Raw genomic sequence first — 17,673 nt, forward strand, 5'->3', positions numbered from 1 at the left:
TAGTCCCCATGCCAGTGAGAAGGGGCGAGACTTTAGCGAAATGTCTGCCTGGCGACAACAGGAATATGAAAGCAAGGCGAAACAAGGCCTTTCGGTTTATGCTGAGGGGAACAAAAAAGGAGCGATGATGTATACCCTGACCTGGCAACCCCCTTACGACTGGCAATGGATGTTTGGTTTCCTTGGCGCACGTGCGGTAGCGGGCGTAGAGACCGTCACGGACCACTATTACGAGCGCAGTTTCGCCTGCGAGGGGCATCAGGGGATATTTCGCGTTACGCCGGACAGCCAAACCCCTACGCTTACCGTGACGCTCAGCCCGGGCTTGATTCCGGTTGCGCAGACCTGCCTTGAGCGTATCGGGCGACTTTTCGATCTTGACTGCGATCCTCAGGCGATCCGCTCGACACTGGGGGATCTGGGGGCCACACGGCCAGGCTTACGGTTGCCGGGGGCGATGGATGCCTGGGAGCAGGGTGTGCGGGCGATACTCGGGCAACTGGTTAGCGTGGCGATGGCGGCAAAATTGGCTTCCCGCGTTGTCGCCCTGTGCGGGGAGCCGGTTGAAGACGCCCCGGGTTATCTCTGCTTCCCGACCCCGCACGCGCTGGCCGCAGCGGACCCGCTGGCGTTGAAAGCGCTTGGAATGCCGGTAAAGCGGGCGGAGTCGATCGTTCATCTGGCTCAGTCTGTGGTGGACGGGACGTTTCCGCTTTCCCCTCCTGCGGATATTGAGGCGGGAACGAAGGCCTTACAGCAGCGGCCCGGGATAGGACGCTGGACGGCAAACTACCTGGCCCTGCGTGGCTGGCAGGCGAAGGACGTTTTTCTGCCGGATGATTATCTGATTAAGCAACGTTTTGCCGGGATGACGCCTGCGCAAATTCGGCGCTACGCCCAGCGCTGGCACCCCTGGCGCTCGTATGCGTTGCTGCACATCTGGTATACCGATGGCTGGGCGCCATCAGTTGATGGCGAAATAGCTGGTATTAAGCAGTAGATCCAACGGCTGCGGCTCGGCGATGGTGTCGCCGTAAATAAAATCAATGCCGATGCCGGAGAGCGTGTCCATCATGATGGGCTGGTTACACGGACCGGCGATGGTTTTCATGCCCAGGCGCTGGGCGTGCCCCTGAACGATCGTCACCATCATCTCATCCATCAGGTTGCCATAAACATTCGTCACCATTTCCGTATCAAGCATCAGATAATCGGCCATATTGGCGCTGAGGTGGCTAAAGACGTTCATATCGCGTCCCACCTGGCTGAGCACGACGCGGCAGCCAGCATGGCGAAGCTTTTGCAGGCCCTGCTGCAGGTTCTCATCCGGGTTACATACCACGTCGGCAGCGATAACCAGATGCAGCAGACGGCCTGGCATGGGGCTCTTCTCCAGCAGGTCGACAAGTTCATCAACCAGCGTGACGCTTGCTAAACCTGCTTCAGACAGCGGAAGCGCGACCCCCATGCCTTTGTGGGCGACCTGTGCGGCGGAGGTGCGGAAAAACTCGTTGAAGATACGTCTGTCAAGGGCGTGCAACAGTTCAGGCTCCGCAAGTCCGGAGCGGAACGCATGCTCTTCCTGCACTTCGCCCTGGCTGGTCCACAGGCGTAATGAAATCAGCCAGAAGTTGCAGCTTTCCGGTATCCGTGGAGACGCGACGCTGCGGGCAATCATCATCAGATGATTGTCTTTAATCATGTGCCACTGCTCATCAAGCGACATCATGCTGCGCATGCCGTGGTCCCGTTCCTGCTGGGGTTCATAAACCGTGACGACGCCGCGTCCGCTGTTTTTCGAGGCGTAACAGGCGATATCCGCCTGCGACATGATTTCTGAAGCCTGACGGTTATTTTCATCAATCAGAGTGATACCCGCGCTGGCGCCGATCCGGTGCAGACGTCCTTCCCACATAAAGTGATAGTCATTGATGGTGTTAATCAGACGGCCGGTAATATAACGCGCGCTTTCGATATTGCAGTCCGGGAGCAACAACCCGAATTCGTCCCCGCCGAGACGAGCCAGCACGTCGCTGGAGCGGAGCATGGTCAATATTAATGACGAAAGCTCCCGCAGCAGAGCATCACCCGCCGCATGGCCTGCAGTGTCGTTGACGGCTTTAAAACGATCGAGATCGATAAACACCAGCGCATGGCGCTGGCGTGTCTCCTGTACGGTCTGTAAGAGCCGTTTGAGGTGGTTTTCGAAACTGACCCGGTTTGCGAGGTGGGTGAGGGCATCGTGCGAGGCACTGTAACTGAGCTGACGCAGCATTTTGCGCGATTCCGTCACGTCCTGAATCACGATCACGGAGCCAATGTTCTGCCCGTCCAGCGTACTGAGCGGGGTAATGCTGTAGTGGATATCGTAGTTGCCGCCGGTACGGCAGTTCAGCACCACGTCCTGGTCTATATCGGAACGAGACATATCGCCGCTGTGAATATTCTCCATCAGCGGTCCCTTTTCACCAAAGGTGATGTGCAACACTTTCAGGACAGGCTGCCCGATAGCCTCGGTCTGCAGCCAGCCGCTCATTTTCTCGGCAACCGGGTTCATAAAGGTGACATTCATGTCGATATCGGTACACAACACCGCTTCGCCGATGGAATCGAGGGTAATGTGCAAACGCTCTTTTTCCTGGAACAGCGCTTCGTTGAGCTGCTTCACCTCGGTCATGTCCATGTTGATGCCGAGCAGGCGTTCGACTTCACCCTGTTTGTTCAGTACCCGGTTCGCCAGAGAGCGTATATGGCGCACGCCTTCTTTAACACGAATGCGGAACTCAAGCTTAAACGGCAAACGTGAAATGAGGGAATCCCGGAGCACCTTTTCAGCGTGAGCGCGGTCTTCCGGGAGCATCGTTTCGTGCCAGAGCTGCCAGGTGGGCTTGATGTGCGGCGGGATCTCATACAGCTCAAACATCCGCTTATCCCAGCTGATAATGTCTGGCTCCAGATCCCACTCCCAGATGCCGATACCGCCCGCTTCGTTGGCGAGGGTGATGCGCTCCATCAGGCGTTTATTGACCCACTCGGTCTGCTTCAGGTCGTTAATATCTTCAATCTGGGCGATAAAATAGAGCGGTGAACCGTCGGTGTGGCGCACCACGGAGACGGCAAGCAGGGCCCAGACCACTTCACCATTGCGGGTGTAGTAACGCTTCTCAAGGGTGTAGGTGTTGATGTCGCCGTTGACCAGCTGCTCCAGCTGTTCGAGATCGGTATTCAAATCTTCCGGCCAGGTTAACTGCTGGAAGGTGAGGGCCTGAAGCTCCGTCTGACTGTATCCCAGGAAGTTACACAGGGCTTTATTGGCCTGAAGCCACTGCCCCTCAATGCTGACCAGCGCCATGCCGATGGCGGAATACTCCATCGCGTTACGAAAACGCGCTTCACTTTCGGTGATATGTTTGCGTTCGGCGCGAAAGGCATACATCACCATGGTCATAATATTGGCCGGCAACAGCATCATTAAAAAGGGCAGCCAGGGCGCGTTCAGCGTCACCAGCAGGTTTTGCGGCGTCATGGATACAGGGTTACGCGTCATGATCAGCGAGACCATCATTACGGTGACCAGAAACACCAGAAACGCCTCCATTCGCGGCAGGCGCACGGCGCTCCACATAAGCAGAACGATAACGCAGGTGAAGGGCCACGGCAGCCAGGTAATCGCCATCCAACTGAGAGCCAGCGTCACGGCCATGGTGGCCAGCGTTTCCAGCAGCAATTTTGGGTTGCGGTGACGCAGCAGATAATGTGGTTTAAACAGTAACCCTAACGGTACCAGCGCCAGCGCACCAATCGCTTCTGATAACACCCAGACGAGAAAATTACGCAGCGGCTCCGGACCCGGCACCAGAAGATACACCAGCACTCCGCCAACCAGCGGTGGCACCAGCGCACTGCCGATGGACAGACGGATCCAGTCATTCAGATTCTGCAGGGGGTTATACCACGGGAGCAGTTTACGCAGTAACACCGCGCCAATCACGGCTTCAACCACGTTGATAGCGGTATAGGTCGGGTTGATCGACGACCAGGAGAAAAGCATCCACGCGGCCAGGATATTGCCAAACGAGCAGGCCAGGGCGATACCCGGCCACATCTTTCCTGCATGACGGTAAAAGGCCACCATCATGATGGCGGTAGGGAACCAGAGCGGGGCGAGCAGGGTGCCGAAGCGGGTCAGCTCCAGCGAAAATAAGGTAAAGATAAAGGTGACCAGGCCCAGACAGACAAGTCGCAATAAAGGATGTGGGGTGGTAACCAAAACCCGCTGGTATTGTTTATTCATTACCGCTTTATCCAGAGACGCCATGCCGTCAGGAGAGAAGTCCGGACGAGTGAATTTGATAATTTGGTTTATGCTAGTACAAACAATTTACAATTCATATGGCGACTGCTCATAATTTGACATCATAGACTTATTAAATAGTTACTCGGTAAAAAATCCCCGACAAACGCTGAAAAAACGTGCGTTTAAATTTCACAAAGGGATCATTTCGTCGCTTTTCACCCTGTCTCGCAGAACCTGCGCTTTCGACTGGTATCATGCCCGCGAAATCCCTATAATTGCCGCGTTTGACGCTCCGGCGTCGTCCTTCCTTAACATCCAGGTTAATCAGGTCGCTAAATTTATGACTGATAAGTCTCATCAGTGCGTCATTATAGGCATCGCCGGCGCATCGGCTTCAGGTAAAAGTCTTATTGCCAGTACGCTTTACCGCGAACTGCGTGAACAAGTTGGTGATGAGCATATCGGCGTCATTCCCGAAGACAGCTATTACAAAGATCAATCCCATCTGTCGATGGAAGAACGCGTAAAAACTAACTATGACCATCCTAATGCGATGGATCACAGCTTACTGTTCCAGCATTTAGAAGCACTTAAAAGCGGCCAGGCAATTGAACTTCCCGTCTATAGTTATGTAGAACATACCCGTACGCAGGAAACGATCCGTATCGAACCGAAGAAGGTCATTATCCTTGAAGGTATTTTGCTTCTGACCGACTCCCGTCTGCGTGAATCAATGAACTTCTCGATTTTCGTCGATACGCCGCTGGATATCTGCCTGATGCGCCGCATTAAGCGTGACGTGAATGAGCGTGGACGTTCGATGGACTCCGTGATGGCGCAATACCAGAAAACTGTCCGCCCGATGTTCCTGCAATTCATTGAACCATCCAAGCAATACGCCGATATCATCGTGCCTCGCGGCGGTAAAAACCGCATAGCCATTGATATCTTAAAAGCGAAAATCAGCCAGTTTTTTGAATAAGCCGCGCGAATTGTGTACCGTTCAGGGATAACCTGGTTTTGCCCTGAGTCTTTATGGCTTCAGGGTACGATGCATGAAAGGAGAAAGTGCGATGCGTCTTTGTGATCGCGATATTGAAGCCTGGCTGGATGAAGGCCGTCTGTCTATTACACCACGTCCACCCGTGGAGCGTATCAATGGTGTGACTGTTGATGTGCGCCTGGGAAATAAATTCCGCACCTTTAGCGGCCATACCGCACCGTTCATCGACCTTAGCGGGCCGAAGGATGAAGTCAGCGCCGCGCTTGATCGCGTGATGAGTGATGAAATCGTTATTGACGAGGGCGAAGCCTTTTATCTGCATCCGGGTGAACTGGCGCTGGCGGTGACCTATGAATCCGTGACGCTGCCTGCGGACCTGGTCGGCTGGCTCGATGGCCGTTCTTCTCTGGCGCGACTGGGGCTGATGGTTCACGTGACCGCGCACCGTATCGATCCAGGCTGGTCGGGCCGTATCGTGCTCGAGTTCTTCAATGCCGGTAAACTGCCTCTGGCACTGCGTCCAGGGATGATGATCGGTGCGCTGAGCTTTGAACCGCTAACCGGTCCGGCAGATCGTCCTTATAACCGCCGTCAGGACGCTAAATATCGCGACCAGCAGGGTGCGGTCGCGAGCCGTATTGATAAAGACTGATCGTTAGTCCACTGAGGATGCTATGAGAAGAGTTCTGACAACGCTGATGATTTTGCTGGTGGTTCTGGTTGCTGGCCTTTCGGCGTTAGTCCTGCTTGTTAACCCTAATGATTTCCGTGCTTACATGGTGCGGCAGGTCGAAGCGCGTAGTGGTTATCAACTGAAGCTTGATGGGCCGCTGCGCTGGCACGTCTGGCCGCAACTCAGCATTCTCTCAGGCCGCATGTCGTTAACCGCGCCGGGTGCCTCCCAGCCGCTGGTCTCTGCCGATAACATGCGTCTTGATGTGGCGTTGATCCCGCTCTTTTCACACCAGTTGCAGGTCGACCAGGTGATGCTGAAAGGGGCGGTGATTCAGCTGACGCCGCAAACTGAAGCCGTGCGTGACTCGGATGCGCCGGTCGCCCCGCGGGAAAATACGCTGCCCGACGAGCCGACGGATACGGGCTGGTCATTTGATATAGCCAAACTGAAAGTCGCCGACAGCGTGCTGGTTTTCCAGCATGAGTCCGACGAGCAGGTAACCGTCCGTAACATCAACCTGAAGATGGAGCAGGACGCCCATCATGTTGCCTCGCTGGAGTTTAGCGGAAGGCTGAACCGCGATCAGCGCGATCTGAATCTGTCGCTGAACGCCAACGTGAATGCCTCAGATTACCCCCATCAGCTCACGGCGGATATTCAGCAACTGAACTGGCAACTGACGGGAGCCGATCTTCCTGCCCAGGGGATCACCGGTCAGGGAACGCTGCAGGCCGTGTGGCGCGAAGAGCAAAAACAGCTTGAGCTGGATAACCTCAATCTGCAGGCGAATGACAGCAGTCTGACAGGGCAGGCGAGCGTCACGCTTGAGGAGAAGCCGAAGTGGGTAATGAATCTGCAGTTTGACAAGCTCAATCTGGAGAACTTACTTCCGCCTCAGCCAGCGGGTGCAACCGACGGTAACGCCGCTCAGAATGGGCAAAGCCAGCCGTCCAAGCCGCGTCCGGTCATCTCCTCGAGTCTTGATCAGCCAGACTATAACGGTCTGCGTGGATTCACGGCCGATATCTTACTGAAAGCTAACAGCCTGCGCTGGCGCGGTATCGATTTTACCGACGTGAGCAGCCAGATGTTTAACCATAACGGTTTGCTGGTGATCTCCGAACTGAGCGGCAAAATGGGCGCCGGACATCTTTCTCTGCCGGGCACGCTGGACGTGCGTAAAGAGACGGCCAGCGCCGAATTCCAGCCGCGTCTCGACAACGTTGAGATTGGTACCATCCTTAAAGCCTTTAATTACCCGATCTCCTTAACGGGCCAATTGACGCTGGCGGGTGACTTCTCGGGGACAAAGATTGATGCTGAGGCTTTCCGCCGCGAATGGCAGGGGCAGGCCCATCTTGATCTGAAAGACTCCCGTATGGAAGGGCTTAACTTCCAGCAGCTGGTACAACAGGCGGTGGAGCGCAGCAGTGATGTCAAAGCCCAGGAAAACTACGACAGCGCAACGCGCCTCGACAGCTTTACCACTGACCTGACGCTGGATAACGGGCAGCTCACCCTCGACGGAATGCAGGGAACCTCTTCACTCCTGTCGTTAACCGGTGAAGGTAAGCTGGATCTGGTGAAAGAGACGGCGGATACCCGATTTAACGTGCGGGTACTTTCCGGCTGGCAGGGTGAAAATAAACTGATCGACTTCCTTAAAGAGACGCCGGTTCCGCTCACTGTCTATGGCAAATGGCAGGCGCTGAATTACAGCCTTCAGGTGGATCAGATCCTGCGCAAACATCTGCAGGACGAAGCGAAACGTCGTCTGAACGACTGGGCGGATCGGAATAAAGATTCACAGTCAGGGAAGGATGTGAAGAAGCTGTTAGATAAGCTTTGATGCCCGAGCGCCCGGTAGCGCACATGCTACCGGGCAAAACAACTCATTAAACCTCATAGTCCAGTTCTTCTTCATCCCGCAGTGGAATGAGCTGCACCTTCTGTACACGGTGGCTCTCAACCTGCAACGTTTTAAGCAGATAGTCGCCCACCTGAACCTCTTCTCCCGGTTGCGGGATACGCTGCAAATATTCCATCAGCAGACCGGCAATAGTGTGATACTCGCGTTTTTCATCCAGCGGTAGCGGCACATATTGCACCAGGTCTTCCAGCGGCATATGGCCGTTCGCCGTCCACGACCCGTCGGCATTTTTCTGGATGTCGTGGCGCGCATCAATCTCATCCACTTCGTTGGGCAAATTACCGGCGATGGTTTCCATGACGTCGCTGAGCGTGACCAGTCCTTCAACGGAACCGAATTCATCCACCACAAAGGCAAAGTGAGTGCGCGCGTTACGGAACTGCTCAAGAGCAGAAAGCAGCTGCAGTCCCTCAGGGAAGACCAGCGGCTGGCGTACCAGGGCACGCAGATTGAGTGCTTCACCGTGCAGCTGCTGTTGCAGCAGGTCGATGACGTGCACCACGCCCAGCAACTCCTCTTCCTCTTCACCGCCGGTGACAACCACGCGGGTGTGCTGGTTTTTATCCAGCAGTGCGCGAATGTGCTCCTCCGGTGCCGTCAGGTCGATATGCTCGATGTCATGCCGTGATGTCATGATGCTGCTGACCGTCCGCTGATTCAGATTGAGCACCCGCTCAATCATCAGTCGCTCCTGCGGATTAAAGATCAGCCCGTCACTGTGATCGGCAAGCATCGCGGCGGATTCCGCATCCAGTTCTGCATCCTCTTTTTTCCCGCTCAGCAGGCGCATGACCGTGTCGGCCGTGCGTTGACGTAACGTCTGATTCGCTGAGAGGAAGCGGCGACGGTTGAATATCGCCAGCTGGTTCAGCGCTTCAATCATTACTGAGAAACCAATGGCGGCATACAGATAGCCTTTCGGAATGTGGAATCCAAACCCGTCTGCCACCAGGCTAAAGCCAATCATCAGCAGGAAACTCAGGCAGAGAATAACAATGGTCGGGTGGCTGTTAACGAACCGGGTCAGGGCTTTACTTGCCATCACCATCAGCGTAATGGCAATGATCACTGCGGCCATCATCACGGCCAGGTGGTCAACCATCCCGACGGCGGTGATCACCGAGTCCAGTGAGAAGACGGCGTCCAGCACCACGATTTGCGCCACCACAGGCCAGAATTTTGCCCCGCGTCGCTGGGTCGGGTTTTCACTGTCTTTGCCTTCGAGCCGCTCATTAAGTTCAACCGTCGCTTTAAACAGCAGGAACAAGCCACCGAAGAGCATGATCAGGTCACGGGCGCTGAAGCTCAGGCCGTGAACGGAGAACAGAGGCTGTGTGAGCGTGACCAGCCAGGAGATAGAGGCCAGCAGCAGCAACCGCATCACCATCGCCAAAAGCAGGCCCGTTACGCGAGCGCGGTCACGCTGAGAAGGGGGCAGTTTTTCGGCGAGGATGGCGATAAAGACCAGATTATCAATACCGAGCACCAATTCGATGACAACCAGCGTCACCAGTCCGGCCCAGATTGATGGATCGGCAATCCATTCCATAGTAATAGCAATACCTTCTGTTATATGACGAATGTCACACTTCGATCATGGATAAAGCGGCGGGAAATTGCAATGCCGGGCTGAGATTTCTCTTAATAAGGCCGAACAAAAAGAGAGCAATACGCTGGCGCTGTAAATAAGGTAATTACGTATATTTTATTACGCACAGTACATTTTAGGATATATCGCAATTAATGGTTTTTATTGTTGCTTTGTCAATATAAAGAAAATCCTAAAAGGTCAAAACTTTGCTCTTAATATTAATCTTAAAAACAGTTATTAGGACAGTTGTCTCCTTGCCTGCTATTAGGTTAGCTGCAACAATTCCTCCAGCATCAAATGTTAAATCTCCTTGTTGCTATTATTGTTTCGGTCTTCAGGAATGGTTATTGATTATCCGTCGGGCGTTTTTGCGGCTGATATATTTCCAGAAGACCTTGTTCAAGAGGGTGTCTATCCATAACACATTGTTTAGTCAGTGGATTGGTAACTGAAAGCCAAGGGCGGTAGCGTGCCTGAAAGCGTGTGAATCAGCCTCGATTATTCTGTCAATAGCCAATGGATGAATAAGCTTTTTTTAGGACTGATGCCAGTTATATTTCTATTTGATTAACTGCATGCTGAAACCCAATACGACCCGGCTTATTTTAAATTGCACAGGATAATTACTCTGCCAAAGTGATAAATAATCAATGATGAAATCCAAAATGAAATTGATGCCATTATTGGTGTCTGTGACCTTGATGAGTGGTTGTACGGTCTTTCCCGGCAGCAATATGTCAACAATGGGTAAGGATGTGATCAAGCAGCAGGATGCCGATTTTGATCTCGACAAAATGGTGAATGTTTATCCACTCACGCCACGTCTGGTCGAACAATTACGCCCACGTCCGAATGTTGCTCAGCCGAATATGTCTCTGGATCAGGAGATTGCCTCCTACCAGTACCGCGTGGGGCCGGGTGATGTCATCAACGTCACCGTCTGGGACCACCCTGAACTGACCACACCAGCGGGCCAGTACCGTAGCTCAAGCGACACCGGTAACTGGGTACAGTCAGACGGCACCATGTTCTATCCCTATATTGGCAAGGTACACGTTGCCGGGAAAACGCTCGCCGAAATCCGCAGTGATATTACCGGCCGCTTAGCGCAGTACATCGCCGACCCGCAGGTGGACGTTAATATCGCCGCATTCCGCTCGCAAAAAGCCTATATCTCCGGACAGGTGAATAAATCCGGTCAACAGGCCATCACCAACGTACCGCTGACCGTTCTGGATGCCATTAACGCAGCCGGCGGTTTAACCGACGGTGCCGACTGGCGCAACGTGGTTCTGACGCACAACGGCAAAGAGCAGCGCATTTCGCTGCAGGCGCTGATGCAAAACGGTGACCTGACTCAGAACCGTCTGCTCTATCCGGGCGACATTCTCTACGTACCGCGCAATGACGATCTGAAAGTGTTCGTGATGGGCGAAGTTAAGAAACAGAGCACCCTCAAAATGGACTTCAGCGGCATGACCCTGACCGAAGCGCTGGGTAATGCAGAGGGTATTGATCTGACCACCTCCAACGCCACCGGTATCTTCGTGATCCGTCCGCTGAAAGGTGAGGGCAGTGCGAAAGGCAAGATTGCCAACATCTACCAGCTGGATATGTCCGATGCGACGTCTCTGGTGATGGCAACGGAGTTCCGTCTCCAGCCATACGATGTGGTGTATGTCACCACCGCACCGGTTGCCCGCTGGAACCGTCTGATCAACCAGTTGCTGCCAACCATCAGTGGCGTTCGCTACATGACGGATACGGCGCGCGACATTCATACCTGGTAATCCGCGATGTTTAACAAAATTCTGGTGGTATGCGTGGGGAACATTTGCCGTTCCCCTACGGCTGAACGGCTGCTGAAACTCTACCAGCCCGAACTGACCGTTGAATCCGCAGGGCTGGGTGCGCTGGTCGGTAAAGGTGCCGATGAGCGCGCAACGAGCGTGGCCCGCGATCATAACCTTTCGCTCGACGGGCACATCGCCCGTCAGGTCACCGGCCGCATGTGCCGGGAGTATGACCTGATCCTGACGATGGAAAAACGCCATATCCATGCGCTGTGTGATATCGCACCGGAGATGCGCGGCAAGGTGATGCTGTTTGGTCACTGGGACAATGAACGCGAAATCCCCGATCCATATCGCAAAAGCCATGAGGCCTTCGAGGCGGTATACACCTTACTTGACCAGTCTGCCCGTCAGTGGGCGCAGGCACTGAAAGCTCAGCAGGGATAACAATGACAGAAAAAACAAAACCTTCTGCCGCCCCGACTTCGGGCAGTGATGAAATCGATATTGGTCGCCTGGTCGGCACCGTCGTAGAGGCAAAGTGGTGGGTGCTTGGGATCACCGCCGTGTTTGCCGCGGCGGCCGTCGTCTATACGCTGTTTGCGACGCCCATCTACAGTGCCGATGCGCTGGTGCAGATTGAGCAGAATACCGGTAACTCGCTGGTGCAGGACATTGGCTCCGCACTGGCGAACAAACCGCCGGCCTCCGATGCGGAAATTCAGCTGATCCAGTCGCGCCTGGTTCTGGGTAAAACCGTTCACGACCTCGGCCTTGATATCTCCGTCACCAAAAATACCTTCCCGATCTTTGGTGCCGGCTGGGACCGTCTGATGGGACTCAGCAACGACACGGTCAAAGTGACTGACTTTGTGCTGCCAAAAGGAAGCGCGGATCAGACCTTTACCCTGACGGTGTTAGGCCCGAAACAGTACCAGTTGACCAGCGATGCGGGCTTTAGCGCGCGCGGTGAAGTGGGGCAGATGCTGACGAAAGAGGGTGTCAGCATGATGGTCAGCGCGATCCACGCCCAGGAGGGCGGTGAATTTACCGTGACCAAATTCTCCACGTTGGGAATGATTAACAATCTGCAGAACAACCTGACCGTCACTGAAAACGGCAAGGACACCGGTGTCCTGAGCATGACCTTTACCGGTGAAGATAAGGATCAGATCCGCGACATCCTCAACAGCATCACCCGTAACTATCTTGAGCAAAACGTTGAGCGTAAATCGGCTGAAGCAGCGAAAAGCCTGGCATTCCTCGCTAAACAGCTTCCGGAAGTCCGCGCCCGCCTGGATGATGCCGAGAACAAGCTTAACGCCTATCGTCAGGATAAAGACTCTGTCGACCTGCCGCTGGAAGCGAAATCCGTTCTCGACTCGATGGTTAACATTGATGCGCAGCTTAACGAGCTGACCTTCAAAGAGGCGGAAATTTCCAAGCTTTATACCAAGCGCCACCCGGCCTACCGTACGCTGCTCGAGAAACGCCGCACGCTGGAAGAAGAGAAGGCGAAACTCAACGACCGCGTCACTGCGATGCCTAAAACGCAGCAGGAAATCGTACGTCTGACCCGCGATGTGGAATCCGGACAGCAGGTGTACATGCAGCTGCTGAATAAACAGCAGGAGCTGAAAATCACCGAAGCCAGTACCGTTGGTGATGTGCGCATCGTTGACCCGGCCATCACCCAGCCTGGGGTGCTGAAGCCGAAGAAAGCCCTCATCATTCTCGGCAGCATTATTCTGGGTCTTATCCTCTCCATCGTTGGCGTGCTGCTTCGCTCGCTGTTCAACCGTGGAATCGAAAGCCCGCAGGCACTGGAAGAGAGCGGTATCAACGTCTACGCCAGCATCCCGCTGTCGGAGTGGCAAAAATCGCGTGACAGCGTCAAAACCACCAAAGGCGTTAAGCGTTACAAACAAAGTCAGCTGCTGGCAGTGGGTAACCCAACCGATCTGGCCATCGAAGCGATTCGTAGTCTGCGTACCAGTCTGCACTTCGCCATGATGCAGGCCAAAAACAACGTCCTGATGCTGACCGGTGTCAGCCCGTCAATTGGTAAGACCTTTGTTTGTGCCAACCTGGCGGCGGTAGTGAGCCAGACCAATAAACGGGTGCTGCTGATCGACTGTGATATGCGTAAGGGCTATACCCACGAACTGCTGGGTACCAATAACGTCAACGGGTTGTCGGAAATCCTGCTGGGCAAAGGTGAGATTAGCCAGAGTGCAAAACCGACGACGGTGCCGAAGTTTGACCTTATTCCGCGTGGTCAGGTGCCGCCGAATCCATCAGAGCTGCTGATGAGTGAACGTTTTAGCGAGCTGGTGGAGTGGGCGAGCAAAAACTATGACCTGGTGTTGATTGATACCCCACCGATTCTGGCGGTGACCGATGCCGCCATTGTGGGCCGCCATGCCGGCACCACGCTGATGGTGGCGCGTTACGCGGTGAACACGCTGAAGGAAGTGGAAACCAGCCTGAGCCGCTTCGAGCAAAACGGAATTGAAGTGAAAGGGGTGATCCTGAACTCCATCTTCCGTCGTGCGACCGGTTACCAGGATTACGGTTACTACGAGTACGAATACAAGTCTGACAGTCACTAATCGTTAGCTTTCGGGGAAGACCATGACTACACAACGCCCTTTAGTTTCTATTTATATGCCGACATGGAATCGTCAGCAGCTGGCGATCCGCGCAATAAAATCTGTGCTGCGACAGGATTACGATAACTGGGAACTGATCATCGTTGATGACTGTTCTTCCTCGTACGAACAGCTGCAAAAGTTTGTGACTGACCTTAACGACCCGCGCGTGGTTTACACGCACAACGAGATTAACTCCGGTGCGTGCGCGGTGCGTAACCAGGCGATTATGCAGGCTAAAGGCCAGTATCTGACCGGCATCGACGACGATGACGAATGGACGCCGAACCGTCTGTCGATCTTCCTGTCGCACAAAGCACAGCTGGTGACGCATGCGTTTTTGTATGCCAACGACTATGTCTGTCAGGGTGAAGTTTACTCGCAGCCTGCCAGCCTGCCGTTGTATCCGAAATCGCCTTACTCACGCCGCCTGTTCTATAAACGCAACATCATCGGTAATCAGGTCTTTACCTGGGCGTGGCGCTTTAAGGAGTGCCTGTTCGATACCGAGCTGAAGGCTGCGCAAGATTACGACATCTTCCTGCGCATGGTGATGGAGTATGGCGAGCCGTGGAAGGTGGAAGAGGCGACGCAGATCCTGCATATCAATCACGGGGAGATGCAAATCACCTCGTCGCCGAAGAAATTCTCTGGTTACTTCCACTTTTACCGCAAGCACAAGGACAAATTCGACCGTGCCAGCCGGAAGTATCAGCTGTTTACCCTCTATCAGATCCGCAATAAGCGCATGAACTGGCGCACGCTGCTCACGTTGTTGTCCGTGCGTAACGGCAAGCGTCTGGCTGATGGACTTCGGGGGAAATAATGTTTCTGGAAGATTGCCGCGCTAACAGCTGGAGCCTGCGCCCGTGCTGCATGGTTCTGGCGTACCGCATCGCGCATTTTTGCTCGGTGTGGCGCAAGAAAAATGTTTTAAACAATCTCTGGGCAGCACCGGTGCTGGTGCTGTACCGCATCATTACTGAATGTTTTTTTGGTTATGAAATTCAGGCCGCTGCCACCATTGGTCGCCGTTTTACCATTCATCACGGTTATGCCGTGGTGATCAACAAATTCGTTGTAGCCGGTGATGATTTCACTATTCGCCACGCGGTCACCATCGGTAACCGTGGGCCCGACAGCCTGGCCTGCCCGGTGATTGGCAATAACGTCGAGCTGGGCGCGAACGTGGTCATCATTGGCGACATCACGATTGGTAACAACGTCACGATAGGCGCAGGGAGCGTGGTGCTGGACAGTATTCCGGATAACGCGCTGGTGGTGGGTGAGAAAGCCCGCGTGAAGGTGATCAAATGAACATTCTGCAATTTAACGTCCGTCTCGCAGAGGGCGGGGCGGCCGGTGTGGCGCTGGATCTTCACCAGCGCGCGCTGCAAAAAGGACTTCAGTCTCGTTTTATTTACGGTTATGGCAAAGGCGGTAAGAAAAGCGTCAGCCACGATAACTACCCGCAGGTGCATAAGCACACGCCGCGCCTGACTTCCGTGGCCAACATTGCCTTGTTCCGCCTGTTTAACCGCGATCTGTTTGGCAATCTTAACACCCTTTATCGCACCGTGACGCGCTCCCAGGGGCCGGTTGTACTGCATTTCCACGTGCTTCACAGCTACTGGCTGAATCTGGAAGAGGTGGTGGCGTTTTGCCAGAAGGTGCAGGCCCACAAACCGGATACCCGCTTCGTCTGGACGCTGCACGATCACTGGAGCGTGACCGGTCGCTGCGCCTTTACCGACGGGTGTGAAGGCTGGAAAAGCAACTGCCAGAAGTGCCCGACGCTGAGCAACTATCCGCCGGTGAAAGTGGATCGTGCCCATCAGCTGGTGGCCGGAAAGCGCCAGCTGTTCCGCGACATGCTCTCGCTCGGCTGTACGTTTATCTCCCCAAGCCAGCACGTTGCCGATGCCTTTAACAGTCTGTATGGGGCAGGGCGCTGTCAGATCATCAATAACGGTATCGACGTGGCGACAGAAGCGATTCTGGCCGAACTTACCCCGGTTGCAGAAACCCCGGGTAAACCAAAAATCGCTATCGTTGCGCATGACCTGCGTTACGACGGCAAAACCAATCAGCAACTGGTGCGCGACATGATGGCGCTGGGTGACAAGATTGAACTCCACACCTTCGGCAAGTTCTCGCCGTTCGAAGGAGCTAACGTGGTGAATCACGGGTTTGAAACCGACAAGCGCAAACTGATGAGCGCCCTCAATGGGATGGATGCGCTGGTATTCAGTTCGCGCGTGGATAACTACCCGCTGATCCTGTGCGAAGCGCTCTCCATCGGTGTGCCGGTGATTGCCACCCACAGCGATGCGGCACGTGAAGTGCTGGAAAAATCGGGCGGGACCACGTTTGCGGAGCATGAGGTGCTGCCTCTGGTGCAACTGCCGAAGGCGCAGATCGCGCAGGCCGTTTTTGGCACCGACCTGGAATCGTTCCGCAACCGCAGCCGCAAGGCCTACAGTGGACAACAGATGCTGGAGGAATATGTCTCGTTCTATCAGAGTCTGTAGTTATCTGCTGCTGCCGCTGATTTACCTGCTGGTCAACGTCAAAATTGCCCAGCTTGGCGAAAGCTTCCCGATAACCATAGTGACCTTCTTGCCCGTTCTGCTTCTGCTGTATGTCGACAAAATCAACCTCAAGAAGCTGATGATGGCCTTAGGGCTGGGCGTGGGTCTGACGCTATTTAACTACATCTTTGGTCAGTCTCTGGATGCCAGTAAATACGTCACCTCCACCATGCTGTTTGTTTATATCGTCATTATTATTGGCATGGTCTGGAGTATTCGTTTCAAGGTTATTTCGCCACACAATTATCGGAAAATCCTTAGGTTCTTTTATATTGCCGTTGCGTTAATTGTTATGCTTGCTGCACTGGAAATGGCGCAAATTATTTTGACCGGTGGCAGTAGCCTGATGGAGATAATTTCGAAATATCTCATTTACAGTAACAGCTATGTATTGAACTTCATCAAGTTTGGCGGAAAGCGTACGACATCCCTCTATTTTGAACCGGCGTTTTTTGCTCTGGCACTAATCTCAATTTGGCTCAGCATCAAACAGTTTGGTATCAAAACCCCTAAGACCGATGCTATGATTCTTGCAGGAATTGTTCTGTCAGGATCGTTCTCAGGGGTAATGACATTTATCCTGTTTTACCTGCTGGAGTGGGCGTTCCAGTACCTGAACAAAGATGCGATTAAGAAAAAACTGCCGCTGGCGATTATCTCTCTGACAGTATTTATGGTTGGCGTGATATTTGCCTTCCCATACATCTCAGAACGCCTGGGAGATTTGGGAACCGAAGGCTCGTCATCCTATTATCGTATCATTGGTCCGCTGGTGATGGTGGGTTATTCCTTAACCCATATCGATGGTGTAGTAAGATTCGGCTCACTTTACGAATATGTTGCATCATTCGGAATCTTTAACGGTGCGGATGTCGGTAAAACCATAGACAATGGCCTGTATCTGTTAATTATCTATTTTTCGTGGTTCGCCGTACTGTTGACACTGTGGTATCTGTTTAAAGTTTTCAAAATGATGATTAACGCGTTTGGTGATAACCAGAACTTTCGCGTGCAGCTTTATCTGTTTACACCGGTGTCGTTGTTTTTTACCGGGTCAATATTTAGCCCGGAATATGCTTTCTTGATTGTCTGTCCGTTTATTCTGCGCAAAGCGCTTAATATTACGAACGTATGACGAAAT

General features: G+C 53.7%; 13 protein-coding genes. 11 read left to right on the forward strand and 2 right to left on the reverse strand.

The features are described from left to right. Window positions 1–127: 127 nt before the first annotated feature. On the forward strand, window positions 128–1,000 hold the full coding sequence (gene alkA, locus QRN24_RS07425) for a DNA-3-methyladenine glycosylase 2 (protein WP_284942555.1): 873 nt from the start codon (window positions 128–130) through the stop codon (window positions 998–1,000). Here alkA and QRN24_RS07430 read toward each other — a convergent pair. After that, on the reverse strand, window positions 965–4,294 hold the full coding sequence (locus tag QRN24_RS07430) for a diguanylate cyclase (protein ID WP_284942556.1): 3,330 nt from the start codon (window positions 4,292–4,294) through the stop codon (window positions 965–967). The two genes, alkA and QRN24_RS07430, sit on opposite strands and share 36 nt — an antisense overlap. Window positions 4,295–4,637: 343 nt before the next feature. Between QRN24_RS07430 and udk the strand changes: the two genes are divergently transcribed. From udk to asmA, 3 genes are all read left to right on the forward strand, one after another. Next, entirely contained in the window at window positions 4,638–5,279 is a 642-nt protein-coding gene (udk, locus tag QRN24_RS07435; RefSeq protein ID WP_020883256.1) for a uridine kinase, read from the forward strand. A gap of 91 nt (window positions 5,280–5,370) precedes the next feature. After that, the gene (dcd, locus tag QRN24_RS07440) at window positions 5,371–5,952 is read left to right on the forward strand and encodes a dCTP deaminase (protein ID WP_020883257.1); all 582 of its coding nucleotides are present in this window, start codon (window positions 5,371–5,373) and stop codon (window positions 5,950–5,952) included. A gap of 22 nt (window positions 5,953–5,974) precedes the next feature. Continuing rightward, window positions 5,975–7,825 carry an outer membrane assembly protein AsmA gene (gene asmA / locus QRN24_RS07445; RefSeq protein WP_279261462.1) on the forward strand — a complete coding sequence of 617 codons (1,851 nt, stop codon included), beginning with the start codon at window positions 5,975–5,977 and terminating at the stop codon, window positions 7,823–7,825. Between the two features lie 46 nt (window positions 7,826–7,871). On the opposite strand, the gene QRN24_RS07450 is transcribed toward asmA, so the two are convergent. Continuing rightward, window positions 7,872–9,455 (reverse strand): TerC family protein, encoded by a 1,584-nt coding sequence (locus tag QRN24_RS07450; RefSeq protein WP_020883259.1) that lies wholly within the window; start codon window positions 9,453–9,455, stop codon window positions 7,872–7,874. A 692-nt stretch (window positions 9,456–10,147) separates the two neighbouring features. Between QRN24_RS07450 and QRN24_RS07455 the strand changes: the two genes are divergently transcribed. The 7 genes from QRN24_RS07455 to wcaD are packed head-to-tail and all read left to right on the forward strand — an operon-like array spanning window position 10,148 to window position 17,667. Beyond that, on the forward strand, window positions 10,148–11,287 hold the full coding sequence (locus QRN24_RS07455; protein ID WP_014170829.1) for a polysaccharide export protein: 1,140 nt from the start codon (window positions 10,148–10,150) through the stop codon (window positions 11,285–11,287). A gap of 6 nt (window positions 11,288–11,293) precedes the next feature. Next, window positions 11,294–11,737, forward strand: a complete 444-nt coding sequence (gene wzb, locus QRN24_RS07460) for a low molecular weight protein-tyrosine-phosphatase Wzb (protein ID WP_014170828.1) — start codon at window positions 11,294–11,296, stop codon at window positions 11,735–11,737. 2 nt (window positions 11,738–11,739) lie between these two features. Further along, window positions 11,740–13,902: a tyrosine-protein kinase Wzc gene (gene wzc / locus QRN24_RS07465; RefSeq protein WP_284942557.1), complete on the forward strand. Its 2,163-nt coding sequence runs from the start codon at window positions 11,740–11,742 to the stop codon at window positions 13,900–13,902. A 22-nt stretch (window positions 13,903–13,924) separates the two neighbouring features. Further along, entirely contained in the window at window positions 13,925–14,767 is an 843-nt protein-coding gene (wcaA, locus tag QRN24_RS07470; RefSeq protein ID WP_014170826.1) for a colanic acid biosynthesis glycosyltransferase WcaA, read from the forward strand. Further along, entirely contained in the window at window positions 14,767–15,258 is a 492-nt protein-coding gene (gene wcaB, locus QRN24_RS07475) for a colanic acid biosynthesis acetyltransferase WcaB (protein WP_014170825.1), read from the forward strand. The genes wcaA and wcaB overlap by 1 nt, the downstream gene beginning before the upstream one ends. Continuing rightward, the gene (wcaC, locus tag QRN24_RS07480) at window positions 15,255–16,472 is read left to right on the forward strand and encodes a colanic acid biosynthesis glycosyltransferase WcaC (protein WP_014170823.1); all 1,218 of its coding nucleotides are present in this window, start codon (window positions 15,255–15,257) and stop codon (window positions 16,470–16,472) included. Before wcaB ends, wcaC begins: the two co-directional genes overlap by 4 nt. Beyond that, window positions 16,447–17,667: a colanic acid polymerase WcaD gene (wcaD, locus tag QRN24_RS07485; RefSeq protein ID WP_284942559.1), complete on the forward strand. Its 1,221-nt coding sequence runs from the start codon at window positions 16,447–16,449 to the stop codon at window positions 17,665–17,667. The genes wcaC and wcaD overlap by 26 nt, the downstream gene beginning before the upstream one ends. Window positions 17,668–17,673 lie beyond the last annotated feature (6 nt).

The organism is Enterobacter sp. MEB024, assembly GCF_030209635.1.
Taxonomy (GTDB): domain Bacteria; phylum Pseudomonadota; class Gammaproteobacteria; order Enterobacterales; family Enterobacteriaceae; genus Enterobacter; species Enterobacter ludwigii.

Coding starts and splice junctions, on each gene's coding strand:
- alkA (WP_284942555.1), top strand. CDS start 128: ATGTATACCCTGACCTGGCAACCCCCTTACGACTGGCAATGGATGTTT.
- QRN24_RS07430 (WP_284942556.1), bottom strand. CDS start 4,294: ATGAATAAACAATACCAGCGGGTTTTGGTTACCACCCCACATCCTTTA.
- udk (WP_020883256.1), top strand. CDS start 4,638: ATGACTGATAAGTCTCATCAGTGCGTCATTATAGGCATCGCCGGCGCA.
- dcd (WP_020883257.1), top strand. CDS start 5,371: ATGCGTCTTTGTGATCGCGATATTGAAGCCTGGCTGGATGAAGGCCGT.
- asmA (WP_279261462.1), top strand. CDS start 5,975: ATGAGAAGAGTTCTGACAACGCTGATGATTTTGCTGGTGGTTCTGGTT.
- QRN24_RS07450 (WP_020883259.1), bottom strand. CDS start 9,455: ATGGAATGGATTGCCGATCCATCAATCTGGGCCGGACTGGTGACGCTG.
- QRN24_RS07455 (WP_014170829.1), top strand. CDS start 10,148: ATGATGAAATCCAAAATGAAATTGATGCCATTATTGGTGTCTGTGACC.
- wzb (WP_014170828.1), top strand. CDS start 11,294: ATGTTTAACAAAATTCTGGTGGTATGCGTGGGGAACATTTGCCGTTCC.
- wzc (WP_284942557.1), top strand. CDS start 11,740: ATGACAGAAAAAACAAAACCTTCTGCCGCCCCGACTTCGGGCAGTGAT.
- wcaA (WP_014170826.1), top strand. CDS start 13,925: ATGACTACACAACGCCCTTTAGTTTCTATTTATATGCCGACATGGAAT.
- wcaB (WP_014170825.1), top strand. CDS start 14,767: ATGTTTCTGGAAGATTGCCGCGCTAACAGCTGGAGCCTGCGCCCGTGC.
- wcaC (WP_014170823.1), top strand. CDS start 15,255: ATGAACATTCTGCAATTTAACGTCCGTCTCGCAGAGGGCGGGGCGGCC.
- wcaD (WP_284942559.1), top strand. CDS start 16,447: ATGTCTCGTTCTATCAGAGTCTGTAGTTATCTGCTGCTGCCGCTGATT.